At 72.4% G+C, this 16,502-nt stretch carries 19 protein-coding genes; 8 read left to right on the forward strand and 11 right to left on the reverse strand.

The genetic code is table 11. The features are described 5' to 3' along the window. Positions 1-38: 38 nt before the first annotated feature. Positions 39-296 carry a type B 50S ribosomal protein L31 gene (locus ACZ42A_RS34775; RefSeq protein WP_468531321.1) on the forward strand — a complete coding sequence of 86 codons (258 nt, stop codon included), beginning with the start codon at positions 39-41 and terminating at the stop codon, positions 294-296. Positions 297-364: 68 nt separating this feature from the next. Here ACZ42A_RS34775 and ACZ42A_RS34780 read toward each other — a convergent pair whose 3' ends face one another. Then, on the reverse strand, positions 365-1,159 hold the full coding sequence (locus ACZ42A_RS34780) for a metal-dependent hydrolase (RefSeq protein ID WP_468531322.1): 795 nt from the start codon (positions 1,157-1,159) through the stop codon (positions 365-367). A 145-nt stretch (positions 1,160-1,304) separates the two neighbouring features. Between ACZ42A_RS34780 and ACZ42A_RS34785 the strand changes: the two genes are divergently transcribed. Both ACZ42A_RS34785 and ACZ42A_RS34790 read left to right on the forward strand, forming a co-directional pair. Next, the gene (locus ACZ42A_RS34785; protein ID WP_468531323.1) at positions 1,305-3,818 is read left to right on the forward strand and encodes a DEAD/DEAH box helicase; all 2,514 of its coding nucleotides are present in this window, start codon (positions 1,305-1,307) and stop codon (positions 3,816-3,818) included. A 19-nt stretch (positions 3,819-3,837) separates the two neighbouring features. Then, positions 3,838-4,704 carry an acyl-CoA thioesterase gene (locus ACZ42A_RS34790; protein WP_468531324.1) on the forward strand — a complete coding sequence of 289 codons (867 nt, stop codon included), beginning with the start codon at positions 3,838-3,840 and terminating at the stop codon, positions 4,702-4,704. Positions 4,705-4,723: 19 nt separating this feature from the next. Here ACZ42A_RS34790 and ACZ42A_RS34795 read toward each other — a convergent pair whose 3' ends face one another. Both ACZ42A_RS34795 and ACZ42A_RS34800 read right to left on the reverse strand, forming a co-directional pair. Then, positions 4,724-5,626, reverse strand: coding sequence for a DUF6397 family protein (locus ACZ42A_RS34795; RefSeq protein WP_468531325.1), 903 nt, complete (start codon positions 5,624-5,626; stop codon positions 4,724-4,726). Between the two features lie 125 nt (positions 5,627-5,751). Further along, positions 5,752-6,165 carry a roadblock/LC7 domain-containing protein gene (locus ACZ42A_RS34800; protein ID WP_468531326.1) on the reverse strand — a complete coding sequence of 138 codons (414 nt, stop codon included), beginning with the start codon at positions 6,163-6,165 and terminating at the stop codon, positions 5,752-5,754. A 95-nt stretch (positions 6,166-6,260) separates the two neighbouring features. On the opposite strand from ACZ42A_RS34800, the gene ACZ42A_RS34805 reads away from it, so the two are divergent. Next, a complete protein-coding gene (locus ACZ42A_RS34805; RefSeq protein WP_468531327.1) occupies positions 6,261-6,689 on the forward strand; it encodes a PPOX class F420-dependent oxidoreductase in 429 nt (142 codons plus the stop codon). Positions 6,690-6,714: 25 nt separating this feature from the next. On the opposite strand, the gene ACZ42A_RS34810 is transcribed toward ACZ42A_RS34805, so the two are convergent. The 5 genes from ACZ42A_RS34810 to ACZ42A_RS34830 form a co-directional block, all read right to left on the reverse strand. Further along, positions 6,715-7,320, reverse strand: a complete 606-nt coding sequence (locus tag ACZ42A_RS34810; RefSeq protein WP_468531328.1) for a GTP-binding protein — start codon at positions 7,318-7,320, stop codon at positions 6,715-6,717. A gap of 128 nt (positions 7,321-7,448) precedes the next feature. Then, positions 7,449-7,862 (reverse strand): DUF742 domain-containing protein, encoded by a 414-nt coding sequence (locus ACZ42A_RS34815; protein ID WP_468531329.1) that lies wholly within the window; start codon positions 7,860-7,862, stop codon positions 7,449-7,451. Positions 7,863-7,884: 22 nt separating this feature from the next. Then, on the reverse strand, positions 7,885-8,355 hold the full coding sequence (locus ACZ42A_RS34820) for a roadblock/LC7 domain-containing protein (RefSeq protein ID WP_468531330.1): 471 nt from the start codon (positions 8,353-8,355) through the stop codon (positions 7,885-7,887). After that, a complete protein-coding gene (locus ACZ42A_RS34825) occupies positions 8,352-10,895 on the reverse strand; it encodes a sensor histidine kinase (protein ID WP_468531331.1) in 2,544 nt (847 codons plus the stop codon). The genes ACZ42A_RS34820 and ACZ42A_RS34825 overlap by 4 nt, the downstream gene beginning before the upstream one ends. Before the next feature lie 30 nt (positions 10,896-10,925). Then, a complete protein-coding gene (locus ACZ42A_RS34830) occupies positions 10,926-11,699 on the reverse strand; it encodes an MHYT domain-containing protein (protein WP_468531332.1) in 774 nt (257 codons plus the stop codon). Between the two features lie 151 nt (positions 11,700-11,850). Here ACZ42A_RS34830 and ACZ42A_RS34835 point away from each other — a divergent pair, with 151 nt between their 5' ends. After that, entirely contained in the window at positions 11,851-12,450 is a 600-nt protein-coding gene (locus ACZ42A_RS34835; RefSeq protein WP_468531333.1) for a class I SAM-dependent methyltransferase, read from the forward strand. A gap of 27 nt (positions 12,451-12,477) precedes the next feature. On the opposite strand, the gene ACZ42A_RS34840 is transcribed toward ACZ42A_RS34835, so the two are convergent. Then, on the reverse strand, positions 12,478-13,233 hold the full coding sequence (locus ACZ42A_RS34840; protein WP_468531334.1) for an alpha/beta fold hydrolase: 756 nt from the start codon (positions 13,231-13,233) through the stop codon (positions 12,478-12,480). Positions 13,234-13,372: 139 nt separating this feature from the next. Between ACZ42A_RS34840 and ACZ42A_RS34845 the strand changes: the two genes are divergently transcribed. Next, a complete protein-coding gene (locus ACZ42A_RS34845; protein WP_468531335.1) occupies positions 13,373-13,897 on the forward strand; it encodes a PadR family transcriptional regulator in 525 nt (174 codons plus the stop codon). Here the strand turns inward: ACZ42A_RS34845 and ACZ42A_RS34850 are convergent. Beyond that, positions 13,883-14,779: an oxygenase MpaB family protein gene (locus tag ACZ42A_RS34850; protein WP_468531336.1), complete on the reverse strand. Its 897-nt coding sequence runs from the start codon at positions 14,777-14,779 to the stop codon at positions 13,883-13,885. The two genes, ACZ42A_RS34845 and ACZ42A_RS34850, sit on opposite strands and share 15 nt — an antisense overlap. Before the next feature lie 99 nt (positions 14,780-14,878). On the opposite strand from ACZ42A_RS34850, the gene ACZ42A_RS34855 reads away from it, so the two are divergent. Together ACZ42A_RS34855 and ACZ42A_RS34860 are read left to right on the forward strand one after the other, a co-directional pair. Beyond that, positions 14,879-15,175, forward strand: a complete 297-nt coding sequence (locus ACZ42A_RS34855) for a hypothetical protein (RefSeq protein ID WP_468531337.1) — start codon at positions 14,879-14,881, stop codon at positions 15,173-15,175. 172 nt (positions 15,176-15,347) lie between these two features. Then, on the forward strand, positions 15,348-16,160 hold the full coding sequence (locus ACZ42A_RS34860) for a hypothetical protein (RefSeq protein WP_468531338.1): 813 nt from the start codon (positions 15,348-15,350) through the stop codon (positions 16,158-16,160). A gap of 77 nt (positions 16,161-16,237) precedes the next feature. Here ACZ42A_RS34860 and ACZ42A_RS34865 read toward each other — a convergent pair whose 3' ends face one another. Beyond that, positions 16,238-16,420 (reverse strand): hypothetical protein, encoded by a 183-nt coding sequence (locus tag ACZ42A_RS34865; protein WP_187752970.1) that lies wholly within the window; start codon positions 16,418-16,420, stop codon positions 16,238-16,240. Between the last annotated feature and the right edge of the window lie 82 nt (positions 16,421-16,502).

Below are 16,502 nucleotides of genomic sequence, written 5' to 3' on the forward strand. Positions count from 1 at the left end.
GGGCTCTCTCCCCTGCCCCCGCCCCACCTGGAGCAGCCATGCAGCAGGACAAGCACCCCGACTACCACCCCGTCGTCTTCCGCGACCGGGCCGCCGGCTACGCCTTCCTGACGCGGTCCACCGCGACCAGCGACCAGACCATCGAATGGGACGACGGCGAGACCTACCCGGTGGTGGACGTGGAGATCTCCTCCGAGAGCCACCCCTTCTACACCGGCAAGGCCCGCACGGTGGACACGGAGGGCCGCGTCGCCCGCTTCGAACGGCGCTACGGCGAGGGCACCCGTCAGGGCTGACCTCGGGACCGACCGCGCCGGGCGGCAGCGGAGGGCCCGGGCGGTCCGGGCGGTCCGGGCGGCCCGCCTCAGATCACGTTGAGCGCCGCCGCGCCGCCCACTCCCCCGAGCACCATGAACGCCGGCATGAGCACCTTCAGCTCGACCCAGCTGCCCGCCCGGAACCGCATGCCCTTCGGCGGACCCACCGGGTACCAGCGCTTGCGCCCCACCGGGATCGGCCACAGGATCGGGCAGCCGGAGACCGTCAGCGCATCCCCGACGTCGTGCACCAGCGCGCCCAGCACGACCGGCAGCCCCAGCCACAGATACTCCTGGCCCGGCGCCGAGAACAGCCAGTCCGCTCCGTTGCCCGGTTTGTCCAGCACCCCGGCGATGATCCAGGCGCTGGTCGCGGCCAGCAGCCACACCAGGACGTCGCTGCTGGAACCGCGGGTCGCCCGCCACAGCAGGCCCTCGATCGCCAGCACCATGTGCACGAAGAGGATCGCCAGCACCGCCCAGCGCTCGCCGGTGATCGCCAGCACCGAGGTGCCGCCGCCGATCAGCACCGCCCAGACCCAGGTGTGCGTGAGCGTGCGGTGCCCGCCGGAGCGCCGCGGGTCGCCCTGCTTCTTGGTGGCCTTGTAGACGGCGTACGAGAGCTTGTCGACGATCTCGCACAGGCCGCGTGAGAGGGGGCCGAAGGCCCGCGAGATGGTCGCGGCCTTGTGGTCGAGGTCGGGGGCGAGCGCGGCGCCGGCGCAGATCAGCGCGCCGGCCAGCAGGACCGGCCAGGGCATGGCGTGCCCCGCCGCGGCGGCGGCCGCTCCGACACCGAGCCAGGCCGCGGCACCGGAGAGTGAGTGTGCTGGTCCCATCATCGCCGTTGCCCGCCCCGTTCCTCGTGTGCCGCTGTCCAGTTGACCGCGTGCGCTGACGCCACGTCGGCGACACAGCGTAGCGTTCGCGATCTTCGTACGGGCATCCGATTCCCGCATCGGGCGGGAGGCCAGGCAAGATGGGGGCGTGACCCTCATCGATCAGCTGCCGCCGACCGCCGACCCCGACGCCCTGTACGAAGCCTTCGAGTCGTGGACTCAGGAGCGCGGCCTCACCCTCTATCCCCACCAGGAGGAGGCGCTGATCGAGGTGGTCTCCGGCGCGAACGTGATCGTGTCGACGCCCACCGGCTCCGGCAAGAGCATGATCGCCGCCGGTGCCCACTTCGCCGCGCTCGCCCGGGACGAGGTGACCTTCTACACCGCCCCGATCAAGGCGCTCGTCTCGGAGAAGTTCTTCGAGCTGTGCAAGCTCTTCGGCACCGAGAACGTCGGCATGCTGACCGGCGACGCGTCCGTCAACGCCGACGCCCCGGTCATCTGCTGCACCGCCGAGGTGCTCGCCTCCATCGCGCTGCGCGACGGCAAGCACGCGGACGTCGGCCAGGTCGTCATGGACGAGTTCCACTTCTACGCGGAGCCCGACCGAGGCTGGGCCTGGCAGATTCCGATCCTGGAGCTGCCGCAGGCGCAGTTCATCCTGATGTCGGCCACGCTCGGCGACGTCTCGATGTTCGAGAAGGACCTCACCCGGCGCACCGGCCGGCCGACCTCGGTGGTCCGCTCGGCGACCCGCCCGGTCCCGCTCTCCTACGCGTACCAGCGCACCCCACTCACCGAGACCCTGACCGAGCTGCTCCAGACTCAGCAGGCGCCCGTCTACATCGTGCACTTCACCCAGGCGCAGGCCGTGGAGCGGGCGCAGGCGCTCATGAGCATCAACATGTGCTCGCGGGAGGAGAAGGAGCGGATCGCCGAGCTGATCGGCAACTTCCGCTTCACCACCAAGTTCGGCCGCAACCTCTCCCGTTACGTGCGGCACGGCATCGGCGTGCACCACGCCGGCATGCTGCCCAAGTACCGGCGCCTGGTGGAGAAGCTGGCCCAGGCCGGTCTGCTCAAGGTCATCTGCGGAACCGACACGCTCGGCGTCGGCGTCAACGTCCCCATCCGCACGGTGCTGTTCACGGCGCTGACCAAGTACGACGGCAGCCGGGTGCGCACGCTGCGGGCGCGGGAGTTCCACCAGATCGCGGGCCGGGCCGGACGCGCCGGCTTCGACACGGCGGGCTTCGTCGTCGCGCAGGCCCCCGAGCACGTCATCGAGAACGAGAAGGCGCTCGCCAAGGCGGGCGACGACCCGAAGAAGCGCCGCAAGGTGGTCCGCAAGAAGGCGCCCGAGGGCTTTGTGGCGTGGTCGGAGGACACGTTCGAGAAGCTGATCGCGTCCGAACCGGAGCCGCTGACGTCCCGCTTCCGGGTGACGCACACCATGTTGCTGTCGGTGATCGCGCGGCCCGGGAACGCCTTCGAGGCGATGCGCCATCTGCTGGAGGACAACCACGAGCCGCGCAAGCAGCAGCTGCGGCACATCCGGCGCGCGATCGCGATCTACCGCTCGCTGCTGGACGGCGGCATCGTCGAGAAGCTGGACGAGCCGGACGCCGAGGGCCGGATCGTCCGGCTCACCGTCGACCTCCAGCAGGACTTCGCGCTGAACCAGCCGCTGTCCACCTTCGCGCTCGCCGCGTTCGAGCTGCTGGACCCGGAGTCGCCGTCGTACGCCCTGGACATGGTGTCCGTCGTGGAGTCCACGCTGGACGATCCGCGGCAGATCCTCGTCGCCCAGCAGAACAAGGCGCGGGGCGAGGCGGTGGCCGCGATGAAGGCGGACGGCGTCGAGTACGAGGAGCGCATGGAGCGGCTCCAGGACGTCACCTACCCCAAGCCGCTGGAGGAACTGCTCTCGCACGCGTACAACACGTACCGCAAGAGCCACCCCTGGGTCGGCGACCATCCGCTGTCGCCGAAGTCGGTCATCCGCGACATGTACGAGCGGGCGCTGTCGTTCACGGAGCTGGTGTCGCACTACGAGCTGGCCCGCACCGAGGGCATCGTGCTGCGCTACCTGGCCAGCGCCTACAAGGCGCTCGACCACACCGTGCCCGACGACCTGAAGTCCGAGGATCTCCAGGACCTGATCGAGTGGCTCGGCGAGATGGTCCGCCAGGTCGACTCCAGCCTGCTCGACGAGTGGGAGCAGCTGGCCAACCCCGAGGAGATGACCGCCGAGGAGGCCCAGGAGAAGGCCGACCAGGTCAAACCGGTCACCACCAACGCGCGGGCCTTCCGCGTCCTGGTGCGCAACGCGATGTTCCGCCGGGTGGAACTGGCCGCCCTCGACCAGGTCGAGGAACTGGGCGAGCTGGACGCCGAGTCGGGCTGGGACGCCGAGGCGTGGGGCGAGGCGATGGACAAGTACTGGGACGAGTACGAGGAGCTGGGCACGGGCCCGGACGCCCGCGGTCCCAAGCTGCTGCTGATCGAGGAGGAGCCGCAGAACGGTCTGTGGCGCGTCCGGCAGATCTTCGACGACCCGAACGGCGATCACGACTGGGGCATCAGCGCGGAGGTCGACCTCGCCGCCTCCGACGCGGAGGGCCGCGCCGTTGTCCGTGTCACCGACGTCGGCCAGCTGTGAGCGCAGGAGAAAGGCACCCATGACGAACCCGGCCGAGAGACTCGTGGACCTGCTCGACCTGGAGCAGATCGAGGTCAACATCTTCCGTGGCCGCAGCCCCGAGGAGTCCCTCCAGCGGGTCTTCGGCGGCCAGGTGGCCGGCCAGGCGCTGGTCGCCGCCGGGCGCACCACGGAGGGCGACCGCCCGGTGCACTCGCTGCACGCGTACTTCCTGCGCCCGGGCCGGCCGGGCGTGCCGATCGTGTACCAGGTCGAACGGGTCCGCGACGGCCGGTCGTTCACGACCCGCCGGGTCACGGCCGTGCAGCAGGGCCGCACGATCTTCAATCTCACCGCCTCCTTTCACAAGCCTGAGGAAGGGAGCTTCGAGCACCAGCTGCCGCCGGCCCGGAAGGTGCCGGACCCGGAGTCCCTGCCGAGGGTCGCCGACGAGATCCGCGAGCATCTGGGCGCGCTGCCCGAGCAGTTGGAGCGGATGGCGCGCCGTCAGCCTTTCGACATCCGCTATGTGGACCGGCTGCGCTGGACGCCCGAGGAGGTCAAGGGCGCCGAGCCGCGCAGCGCGGTGTGGATGCGGGCGGTCGGCCCGCTCGGCGACGACCCGCTGGTGCACACCTGCGCGCTGACGTACGCCAGTGACATGACTCTCCTGGACGCCGTGCGCATCCCGGTGGAGCCCCTGTGGGGGCCGCGGGGCTTCGACATGGCGTCGCTGGACCACGCGATGTGGTTCCACCGGCCGTTCCGCGCGGACGAGTGGTTCCTCTACGACCAGGAGTCACCGATCGCGACGGGCGGCCGGGGTCTGGCCCGTGGGCGGATCTACGACCTGGAGGGGCGTCTGCTGGTCTCCGTCGTCCAGGAAGGGCTGTTCCGGGCGCTGTAGTCCGGGGGCTTCCGCGCAGTCAGGAGCTTCTGCGGCGCAGCCATCCGAGCAGGCCGCGCTGCCTCTCCGGCTCGCGCTCCGGCTCCGGCTGCTCCGCCGGGGGCCGGTGAGGACCGGGGGTGGGCGGCGTCCGCCGGGGCGCAGGGCGCGGTGCGGGCCGGTGCTCGCGGGCCTCCTCCAGGGCCCGGGTCAGATCGGCCCGCAGCCAGGCGATCTCGTCCGGATCGTCCGCCGTCGTGATCCTCTCGGCGAGCTGGGCCGCCGGTGAGCCCGGGGCACTCCGGGCCGGCGGGTCGGGTCGGAACCGGTTCAGATGGGCTCGTTCGTGGGGGTCCTTGACGAGTTCCGCGATCTGCACCGGGTCGAGCAGGGCGGCCAGGGCTCCGACCCGCTCCCAGGGGTCGTCGGCCTGCCGCAGCAGGAATCCCAGGTGGCGGCCCCGCCAGTTGCGGGCCCGCAGATCGAGCCCGGTCTCCAACTGGGCCCGCAGCCCCTCGGGCATACGGCCTTTCATCAGCGGCGCGTTCTTCTCGTCGACGGTGAACTGCCGTAGCTCGTCGGCGAGATAGAGCCAGACAACGGCCCTGTAGCGGTTGACGAAGAAGCGGACCGGCACCACCAACCCCAGACGCGCGAGGCGGGTGAACCGGGTCTCCGACACGCCCATGAGGGCCGCGGCTTCCCGCGTGCCGACCGTGCGCAGGCTGTCGAGCAGCGCTTCCGGGAAGCCCTCCGCCAAGCGCAGCCGGTCGACCTCCGCGCGCGGGACGCGGCGGCCCCCGCCTCCTTCGTCGGGCACGGTGCGGATGCGGCCGAGGTTCACCGCCAGATCGAACTCCGTGCGCTTCAGCCCGAGTTCGCGGGCGGCCCGACTCGGCGCCCAGGTGAGGCGGTCCGGTGACGTGATGGTGTTGCCTTGCATGTCGGTCTCCCCCGTGGAGTCGTACGCTCACGCTCTGTGCGTGCGCGATGACACCAACGTAACCGGTCCGTCCGACACCGCGACGGGCCTGTGGATAACTCCGCGGGAGAGGCTGAAGGCGCAGCTCAGAGGTCTGCGGCCGGGGTTCGTTCAGGTCGGCGGGCGTCCACGCCGAGGTGTTCGCCGACCCGGTTGACGAGCAGGGTCATCTCGTAGGCGATCTGACCGATGTCGGCCTCCGCGCCGCTGAGCACGCACAGACAGCTGCCGCTTCCCGCCGCGGTGACGAACAGCACCGCGTCGTCGAACTCCACCATCGTCTGGCGGACGCTGCCCGCGCCGAAGTGCCGGCCCGATCCCTTCGCCAGGCTGTGCAGCCCGGAGGCGACGGCGGCCAGATGCTCGGCGTCCTCGCGCCGCAGTCCCGTGCTCGCGCCCGTCACCAGTCCGTCGTTGGACAGGACCAGTGCGTGCCGTACCTGTTCGACGCGCTCGGTCAGGTCGTCCAGCAGCCAGCCGAGTCCCCGGTTGTGCGCCATGTTCCGTCTCCCCGTGTGATGTCTCCCCCTGGCCGGAGGAGATCTCTCCGCCAGCCTTCACCACGACCGGCGTGCGGGCAAGGAGGATAGGAGGCATGGCACAGAAGATGACCGACGCGGAATGGCGGGAGTTCGTCTCGTACGGCACCCGCACCGGAAAGCTGTCGACCGTCCGGGACGACGGGAGTCCGCATGTGACGCCCGTCTGGTTCGTGCTGGACGGGGACGAGGTGGTGTTCACCACCGGCAAGGACACGGTGAAGGGTCGCAGTCTGGTCCGGGACGGCCGGGTCGCGCTCTGTGTGGACGACGACCGGCCGCCCTACGCCTACGTGGTGCTGCGGGGCCGTGCCCGGCTGTCGGAGGATCTGGACGAGCTGCGGCGCTGGGCGAGCCGGATCGGGGCTCGGTACATGGGCGAGGACCGCGCCGAGGAGTTCGGGGCGCGCAACGGCGTGCCCGGCGAACTCCTGGTGCGGGTCACCATCGACAAGGTCCTTGCGGAGAAGGACGTGGCCGGCTGACCCGGGCCCTTCGCCGAGGGGCCGGTCAGCCCACGGAGTCGAGCAGCCGGGCGGTGTGCATCCGCCCGGCGTACTCGACGAGCCGGATCAGCACCTCCTTGCCGGAGTCGCGGTCGCGGGCGTCGCAGAGCACGACGGGCGTGCCCTGGTCGAGGTCGAGGGCGCGGGAGACGTCGTGGGCGCCGTAGGTGCGGGCGCCCGCGAAGCAGTTGACGGCGACCACGAACGGGATGTGCCGGTGCTCGAAGTAGTCCACCGCGGGGAAGCAGTCCTCCAGGCGGCGGGTGTCGGCGAGGACCACGGCACCGAGGGCGCCCTGCGAGAGTTCGTCCCACAGGAACCAGAAGCGGTCCTGGCCTGGGGTGCCGAACAGGTAGAGGGACAGCCCCGACCGGATGGTGATCCGGCCGAAGTCCATGGCGACCGTCGTGGTGACCTTCTGGTCCACACCGTCGGTGTCGTCCACCGACTGCCCGGCCTCGCTGAGCAGTTCCTCGGTGCGCAGCGGGCGGATCTCGCTGACCGCGCCCACCAAGGTCGTCTTGCCCACGCCGAACCCGCCGGCGACCAGTATCTTCAACGCCAGGGCCGGGCTGTCGCCGTCCAGGGCGTCGGAGTTCTCGGAGACCATCGATCACTTCTCTCGGGTGTGCCGGCAACGGTCGACGTCAGGTGGGGAGTGCATCATGGCAACTTCGGTGGCTTTCCAGGGGTTTCGACCGCTCTTGGCCCCTGAGGGACTGGATGGCGACCGACCGTCTACAGGGCCCGCAATCCTTCGATCACCTCGCGCAGAATCCGTTCGTCGGGCAGCTGTGCGGGCGGTACCGGGCGGCTGACGGTGACGCGGCCGAGCTCCATCAGATCGCCGATGAGCACCCTGACCACGCCGACCGGGAGGTCGGCCCCCGCGGCGAGTTCGGCGACCGACTGGGTCTCGACGCGGCACAGGTCGATCAGGGCGCGGTGTTCGGGCCCGAGCGCGCTGTCGTCGGCGCGTCCGTCGGCGTCCGGAACGAGCGTGACGAGGGCGATGAGGTCGAAGCGGACCCCGGTGGGGCCGGGTTTGGTGCGTCCGCCCGTCATGGCGTACGGACGCACCAGGGGCCCGGCCTCGTGGTCGTACCACTGGCTGCCCCGCTCGCGCGGGGCGCCGGTCGTGTCCTCGGTCATGGCAGCGGTCCGCCCTTCCGCCTCATCCGGCGGGCGGGCGCGCGGCGGCGCGCGGCGGGGTGTACAGATGCTCGCCGACCCGCTTGACCAGCCGGGCCATCTCGTACGCGACGAGGCCGATGTCGGCGGTCACGGCGGTGAGGACCGCGAGGCAGGAGCCGTCACCGGCGGCGGCGACGAACAGGAAGGCGTCGTCCATCTCCACCATGGTCTGGCGTACGCCGCCGGCTCCGAAGTGCCGGCCGGCGCCCTTGGCGAGGCTGTGGAAGCCGGAGGCGACGGCGGCGAGGTGTTCGGCGTCCTCGCGGCCCAGGTCGCTGGAGGCGCCGATGGCGAGTCCGTCGTTGGAGAGCACCACCGCGTGCCGCACCTCGTGCACTCGCAGCACCAAGTCGTCCAGCAGCCAGTCGAGTTCGCCGGACCTCCCCCGCTCTCGGCTTCGCTCGAGCGGGGAGATCCCCACGTCGGCCCTCATGCTCGGGTCCTGGATCATGCGGGGTCTCCTTCGCTGCTGTCGCGGCCGGGTGTGCGGTCCGGTACGGGGCCACGGCCGGGTCGCCGGCCGCCGCCGCGGACCCATCCGTCGCGGTAGGCCGTCATACGGTCCCGTACGAGTTCGGGGGTGCGCCGGTCGTCACCGCGGGGCCCGGACGGCTGGGCGGGCTCCTCGGGGCGGCGGTCGCGCAGTTGGGGGGCGAGGTGGGTCTGCCGCACCCGGCGGGGGAGGTCGTCGGGGCGTTCGGGGCTGTCGGGGGGTCGGGGCAGGCGCAAGGCGGTGACTCCCGGGGGCGGGGGTTCGGGGGTGCGCTCCGCCGCGGCCTGGCCGGGGGCGGGCGCTTGGGCCACGAGCGCGGGCCGGTCGGCCGGGGAGGGGACGGCCTGGACGGGTGTCTCCCGGGGGCCGCCGGGCACGCGCGCGTAGGCGTGTTCCTCGACCCGCTCGGCCGCGGCCGGCTCGTTGGGGGAACGTTCCGCCGCGCCGTTGTGCAGCAGGGCCTTGGGCAGCAGCACGACGGCTGTGGTCCCGCCGTAGGGCGAGGTCCGCAGGTGCACCTTGATGCTGTGCCGTGCCGCGAGTCTGCTGACCACGAAGAGGCCGAGCCGGTCGCTGTCGAACAGGTCGAGCGCCTCGGACTGGGCGATGCGCCGGTTGGCCTCGGCGAGGGTCTCCGGGCCCATGCCCAGGCCGCGGTCCTCGATCTCGACGGCGTATCCGTTGCCGACAGGCTCGCCGGTGACGCGTACGCGCGTGTGGGGCGGCGAGAACTGGGCGGCGTTCTCGATGATCTCGGCGAGGAGATGGGTGAGGTCGGCGACGGCGGTGCCGATGACGGAGGCCTCCGGGAGCTGTCGTACCTCCACGCGCGCGTAGTCCTCGACTTCGGACACGGCCGCGCGGACCACGTTGGTCAGGGAGACCGGCATCCGCCAGGCCCGTCCGGGGGCCGCGCCGGAGAGGATGATCAGGCTCTCGGCGTGCCGTCGCATCCGGGTGGTGAGGTGGTCGAGCCGGAACAGGTCGCCGAGCTCGTCGGGGTCCTCGGAGCGGCGTTCCATGCTGTCCAGCAGGCTCAGCTGGCGGTGGACGAGGACCTGGCTGCGGCGGGCGAGGTTGACGAAGACCCCGGAGATGCCGCTGGCGAGTTCGGCGCGTTCCACGGCGGCCCGCAGCGCCGCGCGGTGCACAGTGCCCAGGGCCTCGGCGACCTGTCCGGTCTCGTCCTCGGCGGGCGGTCCGGGCGGGGCCTCCGCGCGGATGTCGATCTCCTCGCCGGCGCGCAGTCTCCGCATCGCCTCGGGGAGTTTGCGGCGGGCGATCTCCAGAGCGGTGTTGCGCAGGCTCACCAGCTCGACGACGAGGCCCCGGCCGATGCGCACAGAGATGACGAGGGAGGCGGCGACAGCCGCGAGGCCGAGGAGGACCGCGGCGCCGGCCGGGGTGAGCAGCCCCCGGGTGAACGGGTCGGCGCGGTCCGCGACGCCGCCGGCCGCGTCCTGCTCGATGCTCCGCATGCCGTCCTGCACGCGCGCGTGTGCCTTCTGCCAGGCGGCCTCCGGCGCCGCCGCGACCGCGCGGGCCCCCGCGCTGCTGGACAGCACCCGGTCCTCCAGATCGGCGACGGCGGCGTAGTCGGGACTCTCGGCGAGGTCGAGCCAGGCGGCGCGCTCGGCGCCGCGGAGGTCGGCCACGGCGGACTCGGTGAGGGTGCGGCGGGTGTCGACGGCACCGGTGAACAACCGCAGCCGCTCGCCGGTGAGGCCGTCGGCGAGGCGCGCGCCGGCCAGCAGGACGTCCTCCTGGGCCAGTGCCTCGCCCGCGCGGGAGAACTCCAGCAGTACGCGCGCGTCGGAGCCCAGTTCGGCGTCCTGGATGCCGGTGAGCGCGCCGCCCACGCGGAAGGCTGCCGCGATGGTGCCGGTGTACCGCTCGTACGTCTCGTTCCAGCCCGCGCGGCGGTCGAGCACCGCGGTGCGCAGCGGGCGCAGCTCCTCGGCGCCGGTGACGAACGCGACCAGGCGCCGGGCGACTCCGGCGGGCAGCTCCTGGCCGTCGGCGACGGTGCCGTGCTCGCCGAGGCGGAGCTTCGCCACCGCGCGGTCGGTGTGCGCCGCGAGCCGTTTCAGCTCACCGCTCCCGCCGGCCGCCTCCGGGTCCGTCGCGTACCGCACGGCGACGGCTCGCTCGGCCTGGAGGGCGGCGACGGCGTCGGCGACGGGGGCCCGGACCTCGGCGTCCACGCGCTGCAACTGGCGCAGTCGGGAGACGTCCTGGGCGGTGGTGACGGTGGCGTACGCCCACAGGGCCAGCAGGGACACGACGGGCACCATCAGCAGGCAGACGATCTTGGCGCGGACGGTGCGCGGCCGTATGCGCCAGGGTGCCTCGCGGGCGGCGGGGCGGTCCGCCGGTGTTCCCGCGCCGTCGTCCGGGCCCTCGTCGGCGGGTGGTCCGGCGTGCGCGCGGCGGCCGCGCACGGCGGGCGGGGGCGGCGTCTCGGCGCCTGCTGTCGGGGTCCTTCGGGGTGTGCGCATGGCCTCCTCGCTCGGAAAGGGGGTCGGGGGTCAGCGGGCGGCGGTCTCGACCGGCCGCTGGGCGGAGGCGGTCGCCTCGCGCTCCCCCGCCGTCGGCGACAGGGCGACGAAGGCCGAGGTCAGGAAGAGATAGGACCCGAGGCCGACGGCGAGGGGGAAGACGAACTGCATCGCCGTGGCCCCGGGCAGCAGGTCGCCCGACGGCGTGACACGCACGCGGACGGCGAGCATGCCGGTGTAGTGCATGCTGCTCACCGCCGCGCCCATGACCAGGGAGGCGACGGTGACCGCGACGGGCGCCTTGATGTTCAGCGCCGCCCACAGGGCCGCCGTCGCCGCGACCACCGCGATGACGACGGAGAGTGCGACGAGCACCGGGTCGTAGGTCACGTCACCGTGCAGGCGTACGGCGGCCATGCCCAGGTAGTGCATGCTCGCGACGCCGAGCCCGGTGGTGAGTCCGCCGAGCAGCAGCGAGCGGGTGCGGTCCCGGCCGTAGCCGACGGCGAAGACGCCGGCGCAGACGACGATCATGGCTACCAGCAGGCTGAGCACGGTCAGCGGTACGTCGTAGCGGATCTCCGTCCCGCCGACGCTGAAGCCGAGCATGGCCACGAAGTGCATGGTCCAGATGCCGGTGCCGATGGCGGAGGCCGCGGTGATCAGCCAGTTGCGGCGCGAGCGCCCGGTGGCACCGAGGGCGCGCACGGTGCAGCGCAGCCCGAGGGCGGCGCCGGTGCAGGACATGGCGTACGACAGCGCGGGGGTCAGCCAGCCGAAGGCGGCGTGGTCCAGGTGTCCCATGGCCACGGGACGCTAGGGGTGCACGGGCGCACAAAGGGGGCGCATTTCGAAAGCTGTTGGAATATGACGCACAGATGTACCTGAACGATCGCGTCCAGCTCGAACATGCGCGCCGAGACGTCCTCCGCGTCGGTGAGGGATCATGCGGAACATGAGCGACGACCGCACGCACGTCCAGGAGTTCTTCACCGCCCGCGCCGCCGGCTGGGACAGCCGGTTCCCCGATGACGCCCCGGCCTACGCCGCCGCGGTCGCCGAGCTGGGGCTGCGCGCGGGCGACCGCGTCCTCGACGCCGGCTGCGGCACCGGACGCGCTCTGCCGCCGCTGCGGGCGGCCGTGGGGCCGTCCGGAGTGGTGCTCGGGGTGGACCTGACCCCGGCGATGCTGGAGGCCGCCGTACGGGCCGGCAGAGACCGGGACGGGCGGCTGCTCCTCACCGACGTGGCCGCGCTCCCCCTGCGGACCGGGGCACTGGACGCGGTCTTCGCGGCGGGCCTCATCGCCCACCTGCCCGACCCGGCCGCGAACCTGCGGGAGCTGGCGCGCGTGGTGCGCCCCGGCGGGCGGCTCGCCCTGTTCCATCCGATCGGCCGCGCAGCGCTGGCGGCCCGGCACGGGCGGGAGGTCACCCCGGACGACCTCCGCGCGGAGCCCAACCTGCGCCCGCTGCTCGCCGCGGCGGGCTGGCGCATGACGTCGTACGTCGACGAGGACGCCCGGTTCCTGGCCCTCGCCGTACGCGAGGACTGAGCCGTCGGAGACGGGTGGGCCCAGGGGTCACATCCGCCCGGCGACCGCCGCCGCGAAGGCGTCAGGGTTGTCGAACATCACGTTGTGCCCGGCGCCGGGCACGGTCACCACCCGCACCCCGGCGGCCTCCAGGGCCTCCCGGCCGTCGAGGTCCCCGCTGAGTTCGCCCTGAAGGTAGACGCGGTCGATGGAGAGGTCCTCGAGGATGTCGCGCATCATCGGCTCCGATCCGCGGCGCAGCCCGACGGCGCTGCGATGCAGGGCACGCGGGTCGGCCAGCCGCATCGTGGCCGCCCACACAGGACCCACCTTTTCCAGCACGCGCCCGTAGCCGCCGTCGACGAATTCGTCCTCCTCATAGGTGGCGATTCCGCTGCTCCCCGCCGTGAGCGGCGGAAAGGCGTCCAGGTTGGCCTCCGTGAGGACCAGCCGGGAGACGAGGTCGGGCCGCCGGCGGGCCAGCACCAGGGCGACGGCGCCGCCCATGCTGTGCGCGATCAGCTCGGCGCCGCTCACTCCCGCGGCGTCGAGTGCGGTCGCGAGAGCCTGGGCGTGTTCCTCCAGGCTGTAGCCGAAGTCCGCGGGCCGGTCGCTGATGCCGTGCCCCGGCAGGTCGACGAACAGGCTGCGCCGGCCCGCGAGTTCCGGGCGGGCGGCGATGTGGGCGTGGTAGACGGCCGAGGCCGCCCCGAGCCCGTGGACGTACACCCGCGCGGGTTCCGCACCCGGCGTCTCCGTCCACCGGATGCGACTGCCCTCACTGTCGAACTCGGCCTGCTGCATGGTGCGCCCTCCCTGGCTGTGGTCCGCTGCCGTCACATCAAGGAAGATACATCGATCACGAGGTATTGAGTGTCCGGAGTATGACCAAGCAGAAGTACTACGGATTGGATGTACAGCGAGCGTGCGGGAGAATGCGGGCATGCTGGAGCTCGCCATCCTCGGTTTCCTGTACGAAGCCCCACTGCACGGCTATGAACTGCGCAAACGCATCACGGCGCTGACGGGGCACGTGCGGCCGGTCGCGGAGAGCACGCTCTACCCCGCGATCAAGCGTCTGGAGCAGGCGGGCCTCCTGGTACGCGCCACGGAGCCCGGTGCGGTGGCCGCACCACGCCATGTGCTGTCCCTGACCGACGAGGGCAGGCGGGAGCTGCGCCGCCGCCTCGTGGAGCCCGCGCAGCGCGACATCACCGACGAGAACCGCTGGTTCACGGTGCTCGCCTTCCTCCGCCACCTGGACGACGCCGAGGCCCAGGCGGCCGTACTGCGCCGCAGGCTGGCCTTCCTGGAGGAGCCCGCGAGTTTCTTCTACGACGGTGACCGGCCGCTCGCCGCCGAGGAACTGGACGACCCGTTCCGGCAGGGCATCCTGACCATCGCGCGGGCCACCTCCCGGGCCGAACTCAGCTGGCTGCGGACCACCTTGCCGTCACTCGGCGGCTGACCCGTCGAGGTGCCGGACCGGGCAGCCGCGCACCCCCGGCGTCGGCCAGGTGCCCAGGTCGGCCAGCCGGTAGCCGTCGGGGTAGCCCTTGATCTCCCGGTTCTGCCGCGCGAAGTGCGGGGCCCGTCGCGGTGGCATCAGCCGGACGGCCCGGCCCCGCAGCCGTACCGCGCGGCGCACCAGAGCGCGAGTGGCGGTGCTCGGCACCGGATAGCGGAAGGCCCGCAGCAGCGGGTCGTCGAGCAGCGCGAGCGTGGCCGTACGCAGCAGTGGGGCGAGGGGGCGCGGGTACCAGGAGGCCATCAGGTCGAGGGTGGCGTCCGAGACCCGGCGCGCGTCCTCGTCCCAGCCGAAGTGAGCGGCCTCGTACGCGTCGAGGCAGGACTCGAACTCCTCGTAGGTCTCGGGGATGTCCTTGATGCCCATGTACCTCCCCAGGGTGCCGTAGTGCACGGCGGAGGCGACGATTTCGTGGCGGGAGAACCGGCGCCAGGCGTAGGCGTCGATCCATCGCCGGGGCATCACGACGAACGTGCACAGCACGTACCGCATGTCGTCGTCGGGGATGTCGTAGGAGCGGTGCATCCGGTTGATGCGGCGGATCGCCGTGCGGCCCTCGGTGCTGTCGAAGCCGTGCTCCACGACGGCGTCGAGGAGCAGCGAGGTATCGTCGTAGCGCTTCTGCGGACGGTCGGTCAGCTCGGCGGTCTCGGCGAGCAGTCGGCCGATGCTCGGGACGGCGTAGGTGCGGTAGAGCGCGAGTTCCAGTGCGCGGGTGTAGTCCCAGGGGAACTCGTACGCCGAACTGAGCCGGAGGATGTCGGTCGCCTCCTTGCGCGGATCCATCCGCCGAATCTGCTCCAGGCGCGCGAAGCGCTTCACTGCGCCCTCCCCCTTCTGCCGCCGAAGCTCCAACTCTACGTTGAGGGGGAGCGGTTGAACGATCAGCAAGGGAAATCTCCGAGGGGGAAGGTGGTCGGCATGTTCGGCAAGGTACGGGAGGCATGGGGGAAGTTTCAGGGTGCCGCGCGGGAGGAGCGGTCAGCCGGCCGTGACACACGGACGCACAACCTTTTCGAGGCGGCCGCCGTCTACGTGTCGGCCTGTGCGGAGAACGACCAGGAGCGCAGCGACGAGGCGGCGGGCTGGGTGTCGCCGGAGGCGCTGTCGTTCGGGGTGAACGAGCTGGCGTGCCGGGCCGTCATCGCGCTCGCGCGGGAGCGCGGCGAGTCGCCGCAGACCGTCGCCCGCGATCTCCTCGGGCTGCCGGCGGCCTGACGTCGGGGGTGCGCCGGGGGATCGCCGGAGGGTTGCCGGAGGGGGCGACGGGGGCGGATTCGCCCGGTCTCCACCGAATCCCCGCAGCTCCGCGCGGCCGGAGGAGTCGTGACAAGCGGCTCCCGGGCGCACTAGGGTGCGCGCCGTTGGACGAACCCCTGGGGAGGCTGTGATGGCCGGGACGGACGAGGACGCCGTCGCCGCCGCGGACGATGCGCTCTATGTGCTCACGGCGGTGCTGCTGACGCCGGCGAAGTTCCCGAGCGTGCTGGGCGACGACTATCCGGAGGCCTGTGCGGCGCTCGGCCTCGCGCCGCTCGCCGACGGGTACGGCCTGGTGCTGGGCCAGGACGGCGAGGGCGCGCGGTGGACCGTGGTCACCGACGACGTGTCTCTGGTGGCCGTCGCAATCGCCTCCTGGGACTGCGGGATGGAGTACGACCTGTCGCCGGACGAGCGCAGTGTGGTCGCCGCCCTGCCCGGCTGGCCCCTGGCGGTCGCCGTGGCGGCGCCCGGGGTGCCCGCGCCGCACGATCCCGACCCCGCGCTGGCCGACCACCCCCCGCTGGCCCCGCCCGACACCAGCGTCTGGGGCTCCGCCCAGCGGCGTCTCGGGGCCGACGAGATCGCCCTCCAGTGGGCGCAGTGGCGGGAGCAGATCGACGACGCCGAATTCGCCGTCCCAGGCGGGGTCGGTGGGGGCGGGAAGGAGGCCGGGCAGAGCAGTGTGCGGCGGGTTCTCGCCGAGGCACGCGCGTACGTGGACACCCCGCCGCCGCTGGGCCGTGTCCGGTCCTCCTTCGCCCCGGGCGACGCGCGGACGCTGCGCGCCGACGGTCCGGGCTGGTCCCTGGTGGCCAGGACCGACGACATCGCGTTCGTGCTGCTCGACGAGGCCCCCGGCGAGGTGCTGCCGGTGGGACGGGGACCGGAGCTGCCGGGGCTGCTGGAGGCGCTGGACAAGATGGCCGTACGGCCAAGCTGAGCGTGCCGGACCGCGCCGCAGCGCCGGTGTTCCCGCGGGGCGCCGTGGCCGGGCGTACTCAGCCCTCTCGCCCCGGGCTAGCGGCCGAGCTCCTTGCGGGTGACGCGGCGCAGCCTGCGCCGCTGTGAGGGGTCCAGCGCGAGATACGCGGCGGCCGGGACGCCCAGCACGATCAGCAGGGCGGCCCACCAGGGCAGCCAGATCAGCAGAAGAAGACCGGCCGCCACACCCCCTGCGGCGATCTTCGCGTTCTTCGACATATGCGTCGCCTCCTTCGCGGCCACTGCCGCTCTCTGCTGTGGAAAACGGCCCCGCGCCGTCGGCGGTTCCGTGCCGCGCCCC

The sequence above is a fragment of the Streptomyces sp. NPDC030838 genome (genome assembly GCF_055572035.1).